General features: G+C 66.7%; 17 protein-coding genes. 10 read left to right on the forward strand and 7 right to left on the reverse strand.

The annotated features are described in order from the left end of the window. Positions 1 to 12 precede the first annotated feature (12 nt). The 5 genes from AC5P5X_RS13875 (at position 13) to AC5P5X_RS13895 (ending at position 5106) form a co-directional block, all read left to right on the forward strand. Positions 13 to 627 carry an RluA family pseudouridine synthase gene (locus tag AC5P5X_RS13875; RefSeq protein ID WP_059033261.1) on the forward strand — a complete coding sequence of 205 codons (615 nt, stop codon included), beginning with the start codon at positions 13 to 15 and terminating at the stop codon, positions 625 to 627. Between the two features lie 290 nt (positions 628 to 917). Then, positions 918 to 1058 (forward strand): hypothetical protein, encoded by a 141-nt coding sequence (locus AC5P5X_RS13880; RefSeq protein ID WP_154329255.1) that lies wholly within the window; start codon positions 918 to 920, stop codon positions 1056 to 1058. A 344-nt stretch (positions 1059 to 1402) separates the two neighbouring features. Further along, positions 1403 to 3283, forward strand: a complete 1881-nt coding sequence (gene prpE, locus AC5P5X_RS13885; protein WP_099474270.1) for a propionate--CoA ligase — start codon at positions 1403 to 1405, stop codon at positions 3281 to 3283. Between the two features lie 217 nt (positions 3284 to 3500). Next, positions 3501 to 4004 (forward strand): hypothetical protein, encoded by a 504-nt coding sequence (locus AC5P5X_RS13890; protein ID WP_005408228.1) that lies wholly within the window; start codon positions 3501 to 3503, stop codon positions 4002 to 4004. 46 nt (positions 4005 to 4050) lie between these two features. Further along, positions 4051 to 5106: a suppressor of fused domain protein gene (locus AC5P5X_RS13895; RefSeq protein WP_099474272.1), complete on the forward strand. Its 1056-nt coding sequence runs from the start codon at positions 4051 to 4053 to the stop codon at positions 5104 to 5106. 123 nt (positions 5107 to 5229) lie between these two features. On the opposite strand, the gene AC5P5X_RS13900 is transcribed toward AC5P5X_RS13895, so the two are convergent. The 5 genes from AC5P5X_RS13900 to AC5P5X_RS13920 all read right to left on the reverse strand — a co-directional run bounded on the left by AC5P5X_RS13900 (position 5230) and on the right by AC5P5X_RS13920 (position 10810). After that, positions 5230 to 5841 carry a glutathione S-transferase N-terminal domain-containing protein gene (locus tag AC5P5X_RS13900; RefSeq protein ID WP_005408230.1) on the reverse strand — a complete coding sequence of 204 codons (612 nt, stop codon included), beginning with the start codon at positions 5839 to 5841 and terminating at the stop codon, positions 5230 to 5232. An 84-nt stretch (positions 5842 to 5925) separates the two neighbouring features. After that, positions 5926 to 6384 (reverse strand): cell wall hydrolase, encoded by a 459-nt coding sequence (locus AC5P5X_RS13905; protein ID WP_004154513.1) that lies wholly within the window; start codon positions 6382 to 6384, stop codon positions 5926 to 5928. Positions 6385 to 6682: 298 nt separating this feature from the next. Next, positions 6683 to 8713, reverse strand: coding sequence for an NADPH-dependent 2,4-dienoyl-CoA reductase (locus tag AC5P5X_RS13910; protein WP_099474274.1), 2031 nt, complete (start codon positions 8711 to 8713; stop codon positions 6683 to 6685). 238 nt (positions 8714 to 8951) lie between these two features. Further along, positions 8952 to 9581: a membrane protein YczE gene (gene yczE, locus AC5P5X_RS13915; protein ID WP_005408232.1), complete on the reverse strand. Its 630-nt coding sequence runs from the start codon at positions 9579 to 9581 to the stop codon at positions 8952 to 8954. Positions 9582 to 9790: 209 nt separating this feature from the next. Further along, positions 9791 to 10810 (reverse strand): zinc-binding alcohol dehydrogenase family protein, encoded by a 1020-nt coding sequence (locus tag AC5P5X_RS13920; protein ID WP_049459798.1) that lies wholly within the window; start codon positions 10808 to 10810, stop codon positions 9791 to 9793. A 357-nt stretch (positions 10811 to 11167) separates the two neighbouring features. On the opposite strand from AC5P5X_RS13920, the gene AC5P5X_RS13925 reads away from it, so the two are divergent. The 4 genes from AC5P5X_RS13925 to AC5P5X_RS13940 all read left to right on the forward strand — a co-directional run bounded on the left by AC5P5X_RS13925 (position 11168) and on the right by AC5P5X_RS13940 (position 14245). Then, on the forward strand, positions 11168 to 12268 hold the full coding sequence (locus AC5P5X_RS13925) for an OmpA family protein (protein WP_005408234.1): 1101 nt from the start codon (positions 11168 to 11170) through the stop codon (positions 12266 to 12268). Positions 12269 to 12487: 219 nt separating this feature from the next. Continuing rightward, entirely contained in the window at positions 12488 to 12994 is a 507-nt protein-coding gene (locus AC5P5X_RS13930) for a hypothetical protein (protein WP_005408235.1), read from the forward strand. 20 nt (positions 12995 to 13014) lie between these two features. Continuing rightward, entirely contained in the window at positions 13015 to 13824 is an 810-nt protein-coding gene (locus tag AC5P5X_RS13935) for a pseudouridine synthase (protein WP_043033745.1), read from the forward strand. 85 nt (positions 13825 to 13909) lie between these two features. Next, a complete protein-coding gene (locus AC5P5X_RS13940) occupies positions 13910 to 14245 on the forward strand; it encodes a hypothetical protein (protein WP_005412356.1) in 336 nt (111 codons plus the stop codon). Between the two features lie 84 nt (positions 14246 to 14329). Here the strand turns inward: AC5P5X_RS13940 and kbl are convergent, their stop codons facing one another. Further along, positions 14330 to 15538: a glycine C-acetyltransferase gene (gene kbl, locus AC5P5X_RS13945; RefSeq protein WP_005408238.1), complete on the reverse strand. Its 1209-nt coding sequence runs from the start codon at positions 15536 to 15538 to the stop codon at positions 14330 to 14332. Between the two features lie 198 nt (positions 15539 to 15736). On the opposite strand from kbl, the gene AC5P5X_RS13950 reads away from it, so the two are divergent. Next, a complete protein-coding gene (locus AC5P5X_RS13950) occupies positions 15737 to 16432 on the forward strand; it encodes a TorF family putative porin (RefSeq protein ID WP_005412357.1) in 696 nt (231 codons plus the stop codon). A 132-nt stretch (positions 16433 to 16564) separates the two neighbouring features. On the opposite strand, the gene tdh is transcribed toward AC5P5X_RS13950, so the two are convergent. Continuing rightward, positions 16565 to 17587: an L-threonine 3-dehydrogenase gene (tdh, locus tag AC5P5X_RS13955; RefSeq protein WP_010483949.1), complete on the reverse strand. Its 1023-nt coding sequence runs from the start codon at positions 17585 to 17587 to the stop codon at positions 16565 to 16567. Between the last annotated feature and the right edge of the window lie 201 nt (positions 17588 to 17788).

Consider the following 17788-nt stretch of genomic DNA (forward strand, 5'->3'; position numbering starts at 1 on the left):
TCCTGGAACCGCATGATCCACCTGCACTACATCGATGACGCACTGCTGGTGGCCGAGAAGCCGGCTGGCCTGTTGTCCGTACCCGGCCGCAGCGCCGAGAACCAGGACTGCGTGGTCGCGCGCCTGCAGGCGCTGTATCCGGATGCGTTGACCGTGCACCGGCTGGACCAGGTGACCTCGGGCCTGCTGCTGCACGCGCGCGGCAAGGAGACGCAGGCCGCATTGTCGAAGCAGTTCGAGCAGCGCCAGGTTGGCAAGCGGTATGAAGCGGTGGTGCAGGGGCTGCTCGAGGGTGATTCCGGCGAAGTGGACCTGCCGTTGATCGTTGACTGGCCGAACCGGCCGAAGCAGATGGTCGATCACGAACGCGGCAAGCCGGCGTTGACCCGCTGGCGCGTGCTGGCGCGTGATGTAGAAGCGCGGCGCACGCGCGTGGCGTTGGAACCGATCACTGGCCGCAGCCATCAGCTGCGGTTGCACATGGCCAGTATTGGCCATCCGATTGTTGGCGACGTGCTGTATGACGCGGCACCGGCGCACCGCGTGCATCTGCATGCGTGCAGCCTGCAGTTCACCCACCCGGTGACGGGCGAGGTGCTCGCGTTCGAGTCTGCGGCTCCGTTCTAGGGGGTCGGCAGGGCTTGCAGCCCTGCACCCGCAGAATCAACGTCAACGTCAAAAGCGGGCTATACGTGGGTTGGCGGGACGGTGTCGAAGTGCGGGGCCGCCGCAAGTACGTCCGTGTAGGCTTGGCAGCCGCATCCATGCGGCTGACACCCCGCACTTCGACACCGCCCCACCTTCGACAGGTTCACTCGGCTGTTGGTAGCGGTGGCCGTTGTTCCGCGCAGCTGTTGGTAGGTGTCGACCTTGGTCGACACGATTTTTCTGTCAGATATCGAATGAACCATCCACGCATGGCGTGGATCTACCGCGTCGACCAAGGTCAACACCTACCAGAGCAGTCGACCAAGGTCGACACCGACCAGAACAATATGCCGTTCCGGCAGATCGCGGAATCTGTCGAAGGCGGGGTGGGTCCGGTGGCGGGGGCGTGAGCCGCATGGGCCCGAGGCATGCCTCGGGCGGGTTGGGCAGGACGCCCAACCCCGGTCTTGCCGTGTGCGCAGGACTGCGCACACGAGCCAGCGGCGACCGAGCCTCCAAGGACGGATTCACGGCGTCCCCCGCAATCGGACCCACCCCGCCATCCCCCAGTAAGCCAGCTTCTGCTGTTGCTTCGGCTGTTGCTTCTGAGGTTGCCGGCCAGCGGCCGGCACTACCGCGGGTGCAGGGCTGCAAGCCCTGCATAACAAACCCCACCCCCTACCAAGGTAGGGCGGCCCGCGCGGCAGCACCGGACTATCCTCGAACCCATGACTTTGTCTGGGAGGGCTGCGTCATGAACTACGAGGAAACCTACCGTCGCTCGATCGACGAGCCGGAGGCCTTCTGGGGCGAGGAAGCCAAGCGCATCCATTGGCATAAACCGCCGCAGCAGGTGCTCGACTACAGCAACCCGCCGTTCCGGCGCTGGTTCGTCGGCGGCGAAACCAATCTCTGCTACAACGCCGTCGACCGCCACCTGGCCGAGCGCGCCGACCAGCTCGCGCTGGTCGCCATCTCCACCGAAACCAACAGCACACGCGAGATCACCTATCGCCAGCTGTACCGCGAAGTGAACGACTTCGCCGCGGTACTCAAGCACCTCGGTGTCGGCCACGGTGACCGCGTGGTGATCTACATGCCGAACATGGCCGAGGCGGTGTTTGCGATGCTGGCCTGCGCGCGCATCGGTGCGGTGCACTCGGTGGTGTTCGGTGGCTTCGCCGCGCACAACCTGGCGCTGCGCATCGACGATGCCAAGCCCAAGCTGCTGATCGCGGCCGACGCCGGTATGCGCGGTGGCAAGCTGATTCCGTACAAGCCGATGGTCGACGCCGCCTGCGCCGAAGCGGCGTCGCCGCCACCGCACGTTCTGATCGTGTCGCGTGGGCTGGATGCCGCCGAACCCTGCGTGCCGGGCCGTGACGTGGACTACGCGACGCTGCGTGCGCAGATCGGTGAAGTCGACGTGCCGGTGCAGTGGCTGGAAGCGAGCGAGCCGAGCTACCTGCTGTACACCTCCGGCACCACCGGCAAGCCGAAGGGCGTGCAGCGCGATGTGGGCGGCTATGCGGTGGCGATGGCGCAGTCGATGGAGACCGTGTTCGACTGCAAGCCGGGCCAGGTGATGTTCTCCACCTCCGATGTCGGCTGGGCGGTGGGCCACTCCTACAACGTGTACGGCCCGCTGATCGGTGGCTGCACGTCGCTGCTGTACGAAGGGCTGCCGACCAACCCGGACCCGGGCATCTGGTGGGCACTGTGCGAGCAGTACAACGTGCGCACGATGTTCTCTTCGCCCACCGCCATCCGCGTGCTGAAGAAGCACGACGCAGACTTCATCCATCGCCACGACCTGCGTGCGCTGAAGTACCTGTTCCTGGCTGGCGAGCCGCTCGACGAGCCGACCGCGCACTGGATCAGCGAAGCGCTCGGCAAGCCGATCATCGACAACTACTGGCAGACCGAAACCGGCTGGCCGGCACTGACCCTGCTGCCGGGCCTGGAGATGAAGCCGGTGCGCTTCGGTTCGCCGGGTTTCCCCAATCTCGGCTATCGGATGAAGGTGATCGACGAGAACACCGGTGAGGAAGTCGCACCGGGGCAGAAAGGCGTGCTGGTGGTGTCGCCGCCGTTGCCGCCGGGCTGCATGAGCACGGTGTGGAATGATGACAGTCGCTTCCTGCAGAGCTACTTCAGCCACTTCAAGGAACTGCTGTACAGCTCGCTGGACTGGGCGATCCGCGACGACGATGGCTACACCTTCATCCTCGGTCGCACCGATGATGTCATCAATGTAGCCGGGCACCGTCTGGGCACGCGCGAGATCGAGGAGGCCATTTCCAGCCATCCGCGGGTGGCCGAGGCCGCCGTGATCGGGGTCAAGGATGAACTGAAGGGGCAGGTGCCGCTGGTGTTCGTCACCCTCAAGCAGGGCCTGGATGGCGAGGATCCGGCGCCGGTGGTGGCCGAGATGATGGCGACGGTGACCACCTCGCTCGGCGCGGTCGCACGCCCGGCGCACGTACACGTGGTCAATGCACTGCCCAAGACCCGCTCCGGCAAGCTGCTGCGGCGCTCGCTGCAGGCGCTGGCCGAACAGCGCGACCCGGGTGACCTGTCGACGCTGGACGACCCCAGCGCGCTGGAGGAGATCCGCCGCGCGCTGGGCCGTTGATCCGGTAGTGCCGGCTACTGGCCGGCACCCCCCACTCAATCCCGAGGTTGCCGGCCAGCGGCCGGCACTACCCGCGGCACTTGCGCTAAGCTCGGCCTGTCATCGACCTGCAATACGCGGCGCGCGCCGGGGAAGGCGCGTGCCGTCCGGGGATGGCACACAGGGGGGCGTGCCCGTCAGGGCGCGCCGGCATTGCGCATCGAGGGAGGGGGAGGCAATGGCATTGCTGCACGCCAAGACGGCTGCTGGCCGTCAGGAAATCGAAGACCGTGGCCGGCGCCTGCCGGCGGCACTGCGTTCGATCCTGCTGATGGTCGACGGCCATCGCGATGACACTGAATTGCGTGGCCTGTTCGAAGGCCTGCGCGCGCCGGCCGATGCACTGGAGCAGCTGGAAGCGCAGGGCCTGATCGAAGTGATCGGTGGCAATGCCGAGGTGGCACCGGTACGTGGCATCAGCACCGGCCGCGAACAGGATCCGGCGTTGTACCAGCAGCTCTACGACGCGATGAGCGAGGCGGTGCGGCGCCACCTGGGCCTGAAGGGCTACTTCATGCAGTTGAAGATTGAACGCTGCACCGATGCACTTGCGTTGGAACGCCTGTGCCCGGAACTGCTGGCGGCGGTGGGCAAGGCGCGCAGCCCGGCGCTGGCGCAGCGCTGGTGGCAGGAAACCCAGGCCGCCGTGGTCAATGGTGGCGGCGAGGTCGTGCAGGCCTGAGCCACCGCGTAAAGTGATCGGTTCACTTCCCCACAAGGAGTCCCGCGTGCAGGACGACCACGACGACACCGACACCCCAGGCTGGGACGCGATCAATGCGGCGCTGGCGCCGCTGTATGCCGGCCAGGAACCCCGTCACTACGGTACGGCGTTGCCGTACACGCTGGGTGGCCAGGATCCACTGGATGGCATCAGCGTTTACTGGGCGGATGCGCCGGTACCGCACTGGCATTACATCACCTACGGCTTCTCCGAGCTGTACGCCAAGGAGAGCAGCGATGCCGCCGCCAGCGGCTATGGTTTCGAGCTGACCTTCCGCCTGGCTGCTGAAGCCGGTGAGCACGCCGGCAGTACCCCGCCGGTGTGGCCGATGAACCTGCTGCAGAACCTGGCGCGCTACGTGTTTGGCAGCGGCAACGTGTTCGAGGATGGTCACCATCTGAACGCCAACGGCCCGATCGCGCTGGAGACCGGCACGCGTCTGTGCCACCTGGCCTTCATCGCCGATCCGCAGTTGCCTGCGCGCGACACCGCCAATGGCCACCTGCAGTTCCTGCAGCTGGTCGGGCTGACCGATGAGGAGATGGAAGCGGTCAAGCGCTGGTCGACGCGCGGCGTGCTGCAGGCGCTGCAACCGGCGATGCCGCTGTGGATCAGTGACCTGCATCGCGGCAACCTGTTGGAGGATCCGACACTCGCCGCACAGGTGCGGGCCGGCAGCGAGCGCGAGGGCTCCAGCACCGGCATGTTGTTCATCGAGACACTGGATTGGCGGCAGGAGGCGGGCGTCACCACCCTGGTGCTCGGCGCCGGCCAGGTGGCCAGTGTGTGCGAGCTGTTGCCATTGCGCCTGCGCCACGGCAAATCGCTGGAACTGGCCAGCCGCGAGCGGCAGTGGGAATTCATTCCGGCAGCGCGCGGTGAAACCGGCGAGGTATCGGCCGACAGCGCGCGCTGGGCGCTGGACGAGACGGGGCTGCAGGCCCTGGCGGGCGTGCGTGCCGAACGTGGCATCTACCCGGTGGCGGGAGCGCTGCGCATCGAAGTGGTGCCGACCTACCTGCGCGATGCCAACGGTGAAGTGATCCGCCAGATCGGCTGAGTGTGGTGATGGCACCGGTGGGGTCAGAGCCGCCTGCTGTGCAGACGGATCCGACCCCGCCCTGGCAGCGGTATCGGGGTCGGATCCGTTCGCCACGCGAACGGCTCCGACCCCGGGTCAGGCTCAGGCCAGGCCTTCGGCCTTCAGGGCGGCCTGCACGCCGGCATCGGCGTCCATGCGTGCCTTGTAGGCGGCCAGGTTGTCCAGGCCCGACAGGTCGACCTTGGTGCCGGCGGCCCAACGCAGGGTGATGTAGAAGTACGGATCGGCGAAACTGCGGAAGCCGGCCAGCCAGGGCTTGTCGGCCAGCTGCCTGTCAGCGGTCTCGAACAGGCCACGCAGGCGCTTGTGTGCGGCGGCGCGGATCGCGTCGAACTGGCTTTCGTCGGCGATGAACTTGCCCGGTGCGAACAGCGGCGAGAAGGCCGGATGCACGTCGGAATTGACGAAGGCCAGCCAGCGGGTGGCTTCGGCACGCTGGCGCGCACTGCCATCGCCGCCGAGGCCGGCCTGCGGGTAGGTGTCGGCGATATAGCCCATGATCGCGGCGTTCTGCAGCAGCACGAAGTCGCCATCGACCAGCGCGGGAACGGCGCCGGCCGGATTGATCTTGAGGAATTCCGGACCCTTCAGGGTGTCCTTGTTCAGCAGTTCGACCTCGAACGGCTGGCCGGTCCACTGCAGGGCGATGTGGTCGGCGGTGGAACAGGCACCGGGCTTGCTGTACAGCTTCATGGGAACTCCAGGTGATGCGGGCGGGAAACGCCCACTATCCCAGAGCCTGCCAGCGGGCGGCAACGCTGCCGCCAGCACGGATCGTTACGACTGCCGCGGCTTGAGGTTCTGCACCTTATAGAAGGTGTGATCGCCGATGGTGGCCACCTGGTAGGCGTTGCGCCAGTTCGGGCTGGCGATGGACAACGCGGCGAAGTGGCTGGCTCCGGGCACGATCTCGCGGCGCTCGCCGGCCGGCAGCGCCCAGTTGCGCTCGGCGTCGAAGGCCACGTTCATTGCCTCGCTCCAGGCCGCGTCATTGCCCAGCTGGGTGCCGGGGGAGACGATGGTCGGCGCGAACTGCTTGCGCGCGGTGACCACCTGGCACATCGAGTCGCCCCACAGGCCACTGTCGAGGCGGCGCAGGGCGACCTCGGCAACGGCTTGCTGGCCGCGCAGGGTCTGGTCGCGGGCTTCCAGGTAAACGGTGGTGCTCAGACACAGTGAATCAGCGGCCGGCTGCGGCAACAACTGCGACAGCCAGAGAATCCAGGCCAGTTTCATATAACTCCTTGCTCCGTATGGGCCGCACTCTCCGCTTCCAGTCGCGGGGGCGACAGGATGCGGGGTACGACTTGGCGTCATGGGGAGGCGGCCATCGGGGCCGCCCCGTGGGCAGCCCCAAAAGAAACGACCAGTACCGATCGTGGGGGCTGCGCCGGCTCACCGGAAACTGGCTGGTGAGCGGAAAGATGGCGCAAGGTAGGGGGGCGTAGCCGAACGCATCGTGAACCGTCCGGCTTGACATTCAGGTTCGGGAGGGGTGACGGAAATCACATTCCGTCCCCCATTCATGCGCTCATCAGAGCGCGGCGGCCACCCGGCTGCCCTGGTCGATGGCCCGCTTGGCGTCCAGTTCGGCCGCTACATCGGCACCGCCGATCAGCTGCGCGTTGATGCCGGCGGCCTGCAGTTCGGCCTGCAATGCGCGGTTCGGTTCCTGCCCGGCGCAGATCACCACATGGTCGACCGGCAGCAGCTGTTCGCTGCCTTCCACGCGGATGCGCAGGCCTTCGTCGTCCACGCCCAGGTACTCGACGCCGCCGAGCATGCGCACGCCCTTGGCCTTCAGCGTGGCGCGGTGGATCCAGCCGGTGGTCTTGCCCAGCCGCGCGCCGGGCTTGCCGGGGCTGCGCTGCAGCAGCCACAGCCGCCGCGGCGATGCCTCGGGCTGCGGCCTGGCCAGCGAGCCGCGGGCCTCGAACGTGCTGTCCACGCCCCATTCGGCCATCCAGCGCTGTGGGTCCAGCGAGGGGGACTCACCAGCGTGGCTGAGGAACTCGCCGACATCGAAGCCGATGCCGCCGGCGCCGATGATCGCCGCACTGGCGCCCACTTCGACCCGGCCCAGCAGCACGTCCAGGTAGCTGACCACCTTGGCGTGGTTGGCGCCGGGGAAGTCGACCTTGCGCGGCGTGATGCCGGTGGCCAGCACCACCTCGTCGAAGCCGGCCAGGCTGGCCGCGTCTGCTCGCGTGCCCAGGCGTAGCTGCACGCCGGTTTCAGCCAGCTTGTGGCGGAAATAGCGCAGGGTCTCGTGGAACTCTTCCTTGCCGGGGATGCGCTTGGCCACGTTGAACTGGCCACCGATCTCGTCGTTGGCATCGAACAGGGTGACCTGGTGGCCGCGCTCGGCGGCCACCGTGGCGCAAGCCAGGCCGGCCGGACCTGCGCCGACCACCGCGACCTTTTTCGGCGTGGCAGCCGGGCGGTAGACCAGCTCGGTCTCGTGTGCGGCACGCGGATTGACCAGGCAGCTGGCCAGCTTGTTCTCGAACACGTGGTCCAGGCAGGCCTGGTTGCAGGCGATGCAGGTGTTGATCGCCTCGGCGCGGCCGGCGCGGGCCTTGTTGGGCCATTGCGGGTCGGCCAGCAGCGGGCGCGCCAGCGACACCATGTCGGCGCCGCCGCTGGCGAGGATGTGCTCGGCGACGTCGGGCATGTTGATGCGGTTGGTCGCCACCAGCGGCACCGTTACATGCGGCTTGAGCTTGGCGGTGACACCGGCGAAGGCGGCGCGCGGCACCGAGGTGGCAATGGTCGGGATGCGCGCTTCGTGCCAGCCGATGCCGGAATTGATGATCGTCGCGCCAGCCGCCTCGATGGCCTGGGCCTGCTGCACGATCTCTTCCCAGTTGCTGCCGTCGTCAACCAGATCCACCAGTGACAGGCGGTAGATGATGATGAAGTCCGGGCCGCAGGCCTCGCGGATGCGGCGCACGATCTCCACTGCAAAACGCATGCGTTGGTGGGCGTCGCCACCCCAGCGGTCGGAGCGCTTGTTGGTGCGCGGGGCGATGAACTCGTTGATGAGGTAGCCCTCCGAGCCCATCACTTCGACGCCGTCGTAGCCGGCTTCGCGGGCCAGCTTTGCGCTGCGTGCGTAGTCGGCGATATGCCGCTCGACGCCGCTGGCCGACAGCGCACGGGGGGTGAACGGGTTGATCGGCGCCTTCAGCTTCGACGGTGCCACCGACAGGGGATGGTAGGCATAGCGGCCGGCATGCAGCAGCTGCAGGCAGATCTTCGCGCCGTGCTGGTGCGCGGCCGCGGTGAGCTGCCGGTGCGGGCGCACTTCCCAGGGCCAGGACAGCTTTCCGCCAAAGGGCTTCAGCCAGCCGACCACGTTCGGCGCGAAGCCACCGGTGACGATCAGGCCGACGCCACCTTCGGCGCGTTCGGCGAAGTAGGCGGCCAGGCGCGGGAAGTCGCGGGCGCGATCTTCCAGGCCGGTGTGCATCGAACCCATCAGCACGCGGTTGCGCAGCTGGGTGAAGCCCAGGTCCAGCGGGGCGAACAGGTGGGGGTAGGCGCTTTCGTTGGCTGGCGACATGATCGATACGCTTGCGTACGGAAGCGCGAAGCGTGCCGGGAAACGGCGGCCGGGGCAAGGGGCGCGGGCGGTAGTGCCGGCCGCTGGCCGGGTACGCTCGGCACATGCGTGCTGTCGCTCCCGCATTTCGCTGCGCGAACCGCGGGCCCCACTTACCGACCTCCAACCCCCGCGCCTGCGGCGCTGCCCCCGAACTCCGGGGGCGGTAGTGCCGGCCGCTGGCCGGCATTCGATCAGCTCAGGGTGATTGCGGTTGCCGGCCAGCGGCCGGCACTACCGGGGGACGCCCAATCCCGAACCAGCCCAGCGTTACTCCGCACAGGGGGCCAATCAGCAGGGCGAAGGCGAGGGTGCCGACACCGACGTTGCCGCCGAGCCACCAACCCAGCAGCAGCACGCTGCCCTCGATCAGGCTGCGCACCTTCCAGATCGGCCAGCCGGTGCGGGCATGCAGGCCGGTCATCAGGCCGTCGCGCGGGCCGGGCCCGAGCTTGGCGCCGATGTACAGGCCGGTGGCCAGGGCGACCAGCAGCATGCCGGCGCAGAACATCGCCAGCTGCCAGCCAAGGCCGACCGCCGGGGGAAGCAACCACAGCCCGAACTGCGCGGATGGGCCGATCAACATCACGTTGAGCACGGTGCCGACACCCGGCTTCTGTCGCAATGGCCACCACAGCAGCAGCACCAGTGCACCGATCACATTGGTGGCCAGGCCGAACGATAGCGGCGTCTGTGCGGCGATGCCCTGCGACAACACGTCCCAGGGGGCCACGCCGATCGCTGCACGGATCATCAGTGAGGCGCCGAAGCCGTACAGGAACAGGCCGATGATCAGTTGCAGCAGACGCAGGGGCAGGGCGGTGGGCATGACGGCGCTCGGGGAGAGGGGAGGGATCTGTTTCCACCGTAATCCCGATTCAGTCACTCCCATAGATACAGATGCCGGCCGATTCGCCGCTACAGGAGTCGTCGATCCTGCGTATGGGCCGTTCTGTGGAGCTGGGCCATGCTCCGGCTGCTTTGCCTGGCACCGCCAGCCGAACATGGCTCGGTACTGCACCGGCGTTCCAGCCTGGCTCAGTCGCCCCAGCCGGCCAGCGCCAGCTTGCCCACCGTGCGCCCGCTGGCCAAGCGCTGATGCGCGATGTCCAGATTCGCCGCATTGATCGCGCCCAGCGTCTCGCTGAGGGTGCCGCGCAGCTGGCCAGCGTCGATCATGCTGGCCGCGCGGCTGAGGATGCGGTGCTGTTCGATGCGGTCCGCCGTGGCGAAGCGCGAACGCGCGAACATGAACTCCCAGTGGATGCCGATGCACTTGGCCTTGTAGGGATCACCGATGCGCAGCGCGCCGCGCGGTTCGACGATGAGGCCGACATGGCCCTGTGGCGCCAGCAGCTGACCCAACGCATCCCAGTAATGGTCGGTGTCGGCCAGGTTGAGCGCGACCTGTACTGCGTCGATGCCCAATGCCTGCAGCTGGGGCAGCAGCGGCTGCCGGTGGTCGATTACATGCTGGGCACCCATCTGCCGGCACCAGTCGATCGATGATTCACGCGAGGCGGTGGCGATCACCTCGAATCCGGCATGCCGGCCCAGCTGGATCGCCATCGATCCAACACCGCCTGCTCCGCCGATCACCAGCAGGTGCTGGCCGGCATGGCGGCGATCATCCAGCTGCAATGGCATGCGCTGGAACAGCAGTTCCCATGCGGTGAGCGTGGTCAGTGGCAGTGCGGCCGCTTCGGCGAAGTCGAGCGTGGTCGGCTTGCGCGCTACCAGCCGTTCGTCCACAAGATGGAACTGCGCATTGCAGCCTGGCCGGGTGACATCACCGGCGTAGTAGACCTCGTCGCCGGACGCGAACAGGCTGGCGTCCTCGCCGATCGCTTCGACCACCCCGGCGGCGTCCCAGCCGAGTACGCGGGGTGCTTCGAGCGTGGCCGGATCGGTGGCCGCCCGCTGCTTGCCGTCGACCGGGTTCACCGAGACGGCCTCGACCCGGATCAGCAGGTCGCGGCCACGCGGAGGCAGCGGCGGGGGCAGGTGGATATCGCAGAGGGCGGGGGCAGATTCACGACTCAGGGCGACGGCTTTCATCTCGGCTCCGGCTGGGTACGTGGCTCCATCATAGAGTTCCTCACGTTTCAGCAGATACGCTGAATCGGGCGGCGCAAGCTGTTGCGCAATATGTCGTACTCCGCACCTAAATCCCGTCAAACCCTTGCAGCGTGAGGGTCTTGCGGATTTTCATCATCCTGTATAGGGTTTCAACGTCGGACCGGTGGAGGGTCGGGCGCGATACTTCACATGTTACGGGACTGTTAACATGACCTTCACCCGCCTGAGCATAATGTTCGCGGCGGTGGCGTGCTGAATCGGCTGTCGAACATCGACGCACTAGTGCTGGCCCATGCCTCTACCGGTTTCATACCCCCGAAATAGGAGCTGTACTCAATGAACAAGAAGATCCTTACTGCCGCGCTGCTGGGTGGTCTGGCTTTCGCCCAGGCTGCGTCCGCGCAGGAGTTCGATGACCGCTGGTACCTGACCGGTTCGGCCGGCTTCAACTTCCAGGACAGCGACCGCCTGACCAATGACGCTCCGTTCGTCACCCTGGGCCTGGGCAAGTTCATCAGCCCGAACTGGTCGCTGGACGGTGAGCTGAACTACCAGAACCCGAACTTCGACGCCAACAAGGACATGAACTGGTCGCAGTACGGCGTCTCGCTGGACCTGCGTCGCCACTTCATCAAGGAAGGCCGCGGCTGGAACCCGTACCTGCTGGCCGGCCTGGGCTACCAGAAGTCGGAAGAAGAGTACAACCCGATCAGCGGTGGCCTGGCTGACCGCAAGGACGGCAACTTTGCCGCCAAGGTCGGCGTCGGTCTGCAGACCACCTTCGAGAAGCGCGTCGCTGTCCGTGCCGAAGTCGCCTACCGCGCTGATTTCGACGACCAGAGCGTGAACCCGAAGCGTGCCGGCAACGATGAAAGCTGGTTCGGCGACGTGCTGGCTTCGGTCGGCGTCGTGATCCCGCTGGGCCCGGCTCCGGTCGCGGCTGCTCCGGCTCCGGCTCCGGTTGCCCCGAGCTGCGCCGACCTGGATGACGACGGTGACGGCGTCAACAACTGCGACGACAAGTGCCCGAACTCGCAGCCGGGTCAGACCATCGGTCCGGACGGTTGCCCGGTGCCGGTCTCCATCGACCTGAAGGGCGTCAACTTCGACTTCGACAAGTCGAACCTGCGTCCGGACGCCGTGGCGATCCTGAGCGAAGCCACCGAGATCCTGAAGCGTTACCCGGATCTGCGCGTTGAAGTCGCCGGTCACACCGACTCGAAGGGTACCGACGCTTACAACCAGAAGCTGTCGGAGCGTCGTGCTACCGCCGTGTACAACTACCTGACCAAGAACGGCGTTGACGCCGGTCGCCTGGTCGGCCCGATCGGCTACGGCGAGAGCCGTCCGATTGCTCCGAACACCAACCCGGATGGTTCGGACAACCCGGAAGGTCGCGCCAAGAACCGTCGTACCGAGCTGAACGTCCAGAACTAAGTTCTGACGCTCTGCCAGTAGGACACAGCAGGACCCGGCTTCGGCCGGGTCTTGTTGTTTCTGCGGCCCGGAATCCGGTGCCTGCCGGTCCGGGGGTAACCGTTCGTCGGGTTTTTGTCCGTAAAACCAATGGGTTGCCGTATTCATTGAAAGTGGCGCTTGAAAGCTGTCGCGGCATTGCTAAACTCGCCGCGTCACTTCCTTTCCTGGATGCCCTTCATGCTGCGCTCTGCATCGGCCGCCGTCCTGGCGCTGGCCCTGGTTCCCGCCGCCCACGCTGCGGTCGATTGCTCGGTCAACACCAGCGCCTCGCCGCTGCCGTTGCCGGCCACGACCATCGCGCCGGTGGCCGACGAGCTCTACATCCGTGGCAACCAGCTGGGCATGCCGGCCGGCGTGCTGAGCAGCAACTACGATCCGTCGCAGTCGCTGGACCAGGTGCTGCAGCGCCTGCGCATCGATGGCTGCCAGAACATCGCCAAGGCCATTCCGAGCGCACCGGCGGTGAAGCCGAACGATCCGGCGGCCTACAAGCCGCAGACCGAATTCGACAACACGCCCTGGCGCTTCGACATGAGCCAGAACGGCAAGCGCATGACCGCCGAAGAGTTCGACGCCTGGATGAAGGCGCGTGGCGTGCGTGTGGTCAAGGCGCGTCCGGCTCCGGCCGCCACTCCGGCCCCGGCCGAAGCACCGGCTGAGACCAAGCCGGTCGACAAGAAGTAAGCACCGCGGGGAGCAGAGGCTTGCGCACGCGCCGCCCACCTGCCACCCCCGCCGCCCGCTCCCACGCATCGCGTGGGCGTGCGACTCCCGCTGCCACCGCCGCCGGTGTCCGTCATGGCCTGGCGCGCGTGCTGTCCAAGGCCGGCGTCTGCTCGCGCAGCGAGGCCGCGCGCTGGATTGCCGAGGGCCGCGTACGCGTCTCCGGCCGCATCGTGCGGGATCCCGAGTTCCCGATTGGCCAGCCGGCGCCGCCGATCGAGGTCGATGGCCAGCCGATGGGCGCGCCGCAGCGCCTGTACCTGATGCTCAACAAGCCACGCGGGGTGGTGACCACCGCGCAGGACGAGCGTGGCCGCGACACCGTCTACCGCTGTTTCGATGGTGCAGGGCTGCCGTGGATAGCGCCGGTCGGGCGCCTGGACAAGGCCAGTGAAGGGCTGTTGCTGTTCAGCAACGATCCGCAGTGGGCGGCGCGCCTGACCGATCCGGAAACGGGTCCGCAGAAGACGTACCACGTGCAGGTCGACCGCCTGCCAGATGACGCCACGCTGGCGGCCCTGCAGGCTGGCGTGGATGACGAGGGCGAGTTCCTCGTGGCCCAGGCCGTGCGCGTGCTGCGCAGCGGCGACAAGACCGCGTGGCTGGAGGTGGTCCTCGACGAGGGCCGCAACCGCCACATCCGCCGCCTGCTGGCGGCCTTCGACCTGCAGGTGCTGCGCCTGGTCCGGGTTGCGATCGGCGGGCTGCAGCTCGCCGATCTCGGCAAGGGCCAGTGGCGGATGCTGGAGGTCAATGACCAGCAGCGGTTGGGGGCCGCTGCACCGGGCTGATCATCGCCCGCAGCCGGCGGTTGCCGGCCACCGTTCCAGGCGTAGGGGGCGCCTGGTTGCTGAACTTCCCGAACGGAGCCTGCCCATGTACCACCCGACCCTCAACCAAACCCTGCGCTGCGCAGGCCTGCTGCTGCCGATGGTGCTGCTGACCGCCTGTGGTGGCCACAAGAAGGTGGCCAAGGCAGAAACGCCGGCCGAAACCCCGGTGGTGGAAGTGAAGACCCCGGAGCTGGATGGCCGCGGCAGCTACCGCTTCCTGATGAGCAACGGCGACAAGAAGATGACCGCCGATGAGTTCGATGCCTGGATGAAGGCCAACGGCATCCGCGTTGCCAAGGGCAACGGCCAGGACGCTGCCGCCAAGCCGGTGGTGGTGGCCAGCAAGGACGAGCCGAAGGGCAAGAAGAAAAAGAAGTGATGCCGGGAAGGTGCCGACCTCGGTCGGCACGCCCTCAAGCTCTGGTAGGTGCCGACCTTGGTCGGCACGCTTTGACCGCTGGGATCAACCCTTGATCACGCCCAGCTCGACGCCAATGCGGGTGAACGCATCGATCGCGCGGTCCAGGTGCTCGCGGCTGTGCGCAGCGCTGATCTGGGTGCGGATGCGCGCCTGGCCCTTGGGCACCACCGGGAAGAAGAAGCCGATCGCGTAAATGCCTTCTTCGAGCAGGCGCTCGGCGAACTTCTGCGCCAGCGGTGCGTCGTACAGCATCACCGGGCTGATCGGGTGCACGCCCGGCTTCACGTCGAAACCGGCGGCGACCATCTTTTCGCGGAAGTAGCGGGTGTTCTCCACCAGGGTGTCGCGCAGGTCGTCAGCGGCGGCCAGCATCTCGAACGCCTTGATGCCGGCGGCCACCACATGCGGCGGCAGCGAGTTGGAGAACAGGTACGGCCGCGAACGCTGGCGCAGCAGCTCGATCACCTCGGCGCTGGCGCAGGTGAAGCCGCCCAGTGCGCCGCCCATGGCCTTGCCCAGGGTGCCGGTGATGATGTCGATCTTCTCCAGCACGCCCTTCACTTCGGCCGAGCCGCGGCCGGTGGCACCGAGGAAGCCGGTGGCGTGGCATTCGTCGATGTGCACCAGCGCGTTGTACTTCTTCGCCAGCGCGGTGATCTCGTCCAGCGGGGCAATGAAGCCGTCCATCGAGAACACGCCGTCGGTGGTGATCAGCTTGGTCTTGCAGCCGGCGGCATCGGCGGCCTGCAGCTGGGCTTCCAGGTCGGCCATGTCGCAGTTGGCGTAGCGGAAGCGCTTGGCCTTGCACAGGCGCACGCCGTCGATGATCGAGGCGTGGTTCAGTGCATCGGAAATGATCGCGTCGTTCTCACCGAGCAGCGGTTCGAACAGGCCGCCGTTGGCGTCGAAACAGGCCGCGTACAGAATGGTGTCCTGCTTGCCGAAGAAGTCGGCAATCTGCTTCTCCAGCTGCTTGTGCAGGTCCTGGGTGCCGCAGATGAAGCGCACCGAGGCCATGCCGAAGCCGTGGGTATCCAGCGCATCCTTGGCGGCCTGGATCAGGTCCGGATGGTCGGCCAGGCCCAGGTAGTTGTTGGCACAGAAGTTCAGCACCTTGCGGCCATCCTCGAGGGTGATCTCGGCCGACTGCGGGCTGGTGATGATCCGCTCGGACTTGAACAGGCCCTGGGCGCGGATGGCGTCCAGTTCCTCGGCGTAGTGGCGGGTCAGGGCGGAGGAGGCGTCGGTCATGGCGTGGGCACGGCTCTGAACGGGGAAACCGTTGATTCTACCGGGCTACGACGGCCTTCGACCGGGCCGGGCAGGGCACCGCCACGGGTGGCACATGTTGCATCGCAATAGCAAACGGGTTAAAAATTCGTGAACCGCGCCTGTCTGGCGCCGGTTGCCCGCTCCCCCTTCCCGCCCCCGCCACCCTCGGAGACGCCCATGAAGCACGCCCGTGCCTGCCTCGCCATTGCCGCTGCCCTGACCCTGGCCGCCCCGTTCGCCGCCAGCGCCCAGGAAAACGAATCGCCGTACAGCTGGAACGTCACCGCTGTTTCCGATTACCTGTTCCGTGGTGTGTCGCAGACCGACGAGGATCCGACCCTGCAGGCCGGTTTCACCTACACCAGCCCGGTTGGCCTGTACGCAGGCGTGTGGGGCTCGGGCGTGGATTTTGGTGCGGGTGACCCGAAGACCGAGGTCGACTACCTGATCGGCTACGGCGTGGACGTCACCGAGCGCGTCAACTTCGACGTGCTGCTGAACCGCTACACCTACCTGAAGTCCAGCCACCAGAACTACAACGAGCTGATCACCACCACCACGCTGGATGACACCTACAAGCTGACGGTGGCCTACACCAACGATGTCTGGAACAGCAGCACCGATGGCTGGTACTTCGGCCTGGGCGGCAGCTGGGGCCTGCCGAAGGACTTCACCCTGAATGCCAACGTCGGTCGCAGCACCTTCGAGGACGGCATCGCCAAGGACTACACCGACTGGAACGTCGGCGTCGCGCGCCAGTTCGGCCTGTTCAACGTCGGCCTGGGCTACTACGGCACCGACGGCAACGGCCGCGACAACTCCGGCAAGCTGGCCCACAGCCGGGTGATGCTGAGCGTCGCCGTCGGCAAGTAACGCCGCAGGCGTTACGGGTAGTGCCGGCCGCTGGCCGGCAACACCAAAGAAAAAGGCGCCCATCGGGCGCCTTTTTCAATTTCAAGGTGTGCCGAGCAGGCTCGGCACCCACCCATCGCGCACGGCGAAGGGTCAATTCCAGCTCAAAACAACCTTGCCGGCCTTGCCTTCTTCCATCAGGTCGAAGCCCTTCTGGAAGTCGTCGATCGGCAGCTGGTGGGTCATCACCTTGCCGAGCGGGAAGCCGGACAGCACCAGCTGGGTCATCTTGTACCAGGTCTCGTACATCTTGCGGCCGTAGATGCCCTGCACGGTCAGGCCCTTGAAGATGATCTTGTCCCAGTCGCAGCCGGCGCCCTTGGGCATGATGCCGAGCATGGCGATCTTGCCGCCGTGGTACATGCAGTCGAGCATGTCGTTGAACGCACGCGGGTTGCCGCTCATTTCCAGGCCCACGTCGAAGCCCTCCATGTGCAGTTCCTTCATCACGTCCTTCAGCGACTGGTTGGCCACGTTGACCACGCGGGTGGCGCCCATGTCGGCGGCCAGCTTCAGGCGGAAATCATTGACGTCGGTCACCACCACGTTGCGCGCACCGATGTGCTTGCAGATGCCGGCGGCGATGATGCCGATCGGGCCGGCACCGGTGATCAGCACGTCCTCGCCGATCACGTTGAACTCCAGCGCACAGTGCGCGGCATTGCCGTACGGGTCGAAGAACGCAGCCAGCTCCGACGGGATCTGGTCCGGGATCGGCCACAGGTTGCTGGCCGGCATCACCATGTATTCGGCGAAGGCGCCGTTGACGTTGACGCCGATGCCGACGGTGTTCGGGCACAGGTGCGGGCGGCCGCCACGGCAGTTGCGGCAGTGGCCGCAGACGATGTGGCCTTCGGCCGAGACGCGCTGGCCGATTTCATAGCCGGTCACGGCCGAGCCGAGTGCGGCGACGCGACCGACGAATTCGTGGCCGATGGTCAGGCCCGGCTTGATGGTGCGCTGGCTCCACTCGTCCCACAGGTAGATGTGCAGGTCGGTACCGCAGATCGCGGTCTTCTCCAGCTTGATCAGGACCTCGTTCGGGCCCGGGGTCGGCACCGGAACCTCTTCCAGCCAGATGCCCTTGGCCGCTTCGCGCTTGACCAGGGCCTTCATCGTTTGCTGCGCCATCGGGGTGGAACTCATCAGGGGGAAAGCGCGGATTATAGGGTGCCGCGCGGATTTCCCATGTTGCGCTGCGGGTGCAGTGGCGGAACGAAAGGCGTGCGCCGGCGGGCGTTTCGAACGTGCCGCAAACAGCAGCGCCTCCTTGATTCCGGGGGAGGGGGCGTGGTCACCCTGGCCGGGACACGCAAA

Source organism: Stenotrophomonas sp. YJH_SMC_91 (assembly GCF_059368495.1).